The sequence below is a fragment of the Sphingomonas sp. genome, from assembly GCF_031380695.1.
In the GTDB taxonomy this organism is placed as follows: Bacteria; Pseudomonadota; Alphaproteobacteria; order Sphingomonadales; family Sphingomonadaceae; genus Sphingomicrobium.
Genome location: NZ_JANMWY010000279.1, coordinates 1 through 2541, shown reverse-complemented (window position 1 = coordinate 2541; position 2541 = coordinate 1). Strand labels below are relative to the sequence as shown.

The 2541-nt window shown below is 65.2% G+C and carries 3 protein-coding genes; 1 reads left to right on the top strand and 2 read right to left on the bottom strand.

What is annotated here, in order from left to right; all coding sequences use genetic code 11:
• A partial coding sequence (locus tag RMN84_RS10175) for an LLM class flavin-dependent oxidoreductase (protein WP_309612059.1) occupies window positions 1-890 on the top strand: 890 nt, incomplete at its 5' end.
• On the opposite strand, the gene RMN84_RS10170 is transcribed toward RMN84_RS10175, so the two are convergent.
• Together RMN84_RS10170 and RMN84_RS10165 are read right to left on the bottom strand one after the other, a co-directional pair.
• Entirely contained in the window at window positions 887-1918 is a 1032-nt protein-coding gene (locus RMN84_RS10170) for a putative sulfate exporter family transporter (protein WP_309612058.1), read from the bottom strand. The two genes, RMN84_RS10175 and RMN84_RS10170, sit on opposite strands and share 4 nt — an antisense overlap.
• Before the next feature lie 412 nt (window positions 1919-2330).
• A partial coding sequence (locus RMN84_RS10165; RefSeq protein WP_309612057.1) for a hypothetical protein occupies window positions 2331-2541 on the bottom strand: 211 nt, incomplete at its 5' end.

Sequence of the window (2541 nt, the reverse complement as noted above, 5' to 3'; positions counted from 1 at the left end):
GCCTCGACACGACCGTCTTTGCCGCCGCCATCGCGCCGATGCTGCACAAGATGCGCCTGCTGTGGGCCGTCCGCACCGGCGAGGATTGGCCGCCCCAGCTCGCCCGCCGCATCGCCACGCTCGACCGCATCCTGAACGGCCGCGTCACGATCAACATCATCTCGTCCGACCTCCCCGGCGAAACCCTCGCCAGCGACCCGCGCTATCAGCGCACGCTCGAAGTCATGCAGATCCTCAAGATCATGCTGTCGGGCGAACACCTCAAATATGACGGCGAATTCTACCAGCTCGACCTTGCCCCGCCGCGCATGACCACGGTCAGCGAGAAATGCCCGCCGCTTTACTTCGGCGGCCTCAGCCCGGCCGCGCGCGATGCCGCGGCGCAGGCCGCCGATGTCTATCTGATGTGGCCCGACACCATGCCCACCGTTCGCGAGATCATCACCGACATGACCGCACGCGCCGCCAGCTATGGCCGTACGCTCAAGTTCGGCTACCGCGCCCATGTCATCGTCCGCGAGACCGAGGACGAAGCCCGCACCTACGCCGACCGCTTGCTGTCGAAGCTCGACGACGCCACCGGCCAAGCGATCCGCGCCAAGTCGCTCGACAGCGCCAGCGTCGGCGTCACCCGCCAGGCCGAACTGCGCGCCACGGCGTCGGACGATGGCTTCGTCGAAGAGAATCTGTGGACCGGCATCGGCCGCGCCCGCTCGGGCTGCGGCGCGGCGATCGTCGGCGATCCCGACCAGGTGCTGGCGAAACTGCGCGCCTATCAGGCCGAGGGCATCGATGCGTTCATCCTCTCGGGCTACCCCCACGCCGCCGAAGCCGACCTGTTCGCGCGCCACGTCCTGCCGCAGCTGAACCACGGCCCGCTGACGCTCTAGCGGATCAGCTCGATCGCGACGACGAACGACAGCAGCAGCGCCGCCAGCGAGGCCGCGCCGATCACTACCAGCGGCTTCGCGCCCGTGCTCATCAGCGTCGCCATCGGCGAGCGGATCCCCGTCGCCGCGACCGCGCAGGCGAGGCACCCCGCCGCCAGCTGCTCGGTGCCATGCGCAACCGCCACCGAGATCACCCCCGACGAATTGACCAGCGCCATGACGAAAAATCCGATCACGAACCACGGCAGCAGCGGCGGCCTTTTGCCCGCATCGGCATCGGCCGGAAAGAAGATCGCCACCACCGCCAGCGCCGGGGCGAGCAGCGCCACCCGCGTCAGCTTGACGATCGTCGCCGTCTGTCCCGCCGCCGCCGAGAAAGCATAGCCCGCGCCCAATGCCTGGGCGACATCGTGGATCGACGCGCCGAGCATGAACCCGGCCTGCGGATCGTGCAGCCCGGCGAGGTGCGCCAGGATCGGATAGACCACCATCGCCAGCGCGCTCGCAGCCGAAATCCCGACCAATGTCAGTGTCAGCGCCGCCCCGCCCAGCCGCCGCTCGCCGAGCAGGCTGGCGAAGGCCAGCGCCGCCGACGCCCCGCAAATCGCCACTGCCCCGCCCGCCAGCACCCCGAATGGCGCGCCGAGCCCATTGCGCTTTGCTACCAGCACCCCGACCGAAATCGTCGCCGCGACGATGACGATGATCGCGATCAGTGCGACCGGCCCAAGCGCCGCGATCTGCGACAGCGTCACCCGCACCCCGACTAGCACGATGCCGATCCGCAGGAGCGTCCGCGACGCGTAGGCCAGCCCCGGCCCGAGCCTTTTGTCGCTTCCGAGGAAATTGAGCGCCAGCCCGATCAGCAGCGCCATCAGCGTCAGCGGCGCGCCATAGCGGTCGGACAGGAACGCCGCCGCCGCCGTCGCCGCCAGCGCCACCGTCAACCCCGGCACATAATCGCGCCACGGCTGCGCCGGCGCGCTTTCGTCGATATCGTTGAAAAGGTCAGCCGCCAGAATGGTCATGCCCCACCTCTCCCAAGCCGGAACTCGCCTGTCACGTCCTTACTCTTTCCGCAACCAACTGTGCCGGCACGCAGTTCTGCCCGAACAACTCCTGCATTAGACTAGCTGGTTGGCCGCGTGGGGGCGATTCATCGTCGAACAGCTCGCGGAGCCATAACAGGGATAAGTTCGGATAAAACTCGTAGAACAGGCCAGAATCTCGGAGCCTGTCGGCTGGTCTGGCGGAAAATGCTTTTTCGCCATTCCGGTTCAGAGCCACCTGTTTTTCTATCGGTTTCTTACCAAGCCTCTAATTCCGCATTATTCAGTGCTTTAAAAAGCGTAGTTGATCCTTCTTTTCAGAGGGTTAGGGGGGATTATCTGCCCCCAAACCAGATCGACGGGATACTGGTTGCAATTGCGGCTATGGCGGCTATCCCCCCGGAATCGCTTTTGGGGGGTCGCCTTGCAGGAAGTTACAATACAGCAACTCGGGGAAATCGTACGCGATGTCTTCGACGATGACGCGGTGGAAATTAAGGAGAACACGACTGCACAGGATGTCGACGGATGGGACAGCCTTAACCACATCCGTTTCATTGTGTCTGTCGAGCGGCACTTCAAAATTAGGTTTACCAGTCGAG

Bases quoted from the DNA above. Each gene is read 5' to 3' on its own strand.
- RMN84_RS10170 (WP_309612058.1), bottom strand. From the start codon at position 1,918: ATGACCATTCTGGCGGCTGACCTTTTCAACGATATCGACGAAAGCGCG.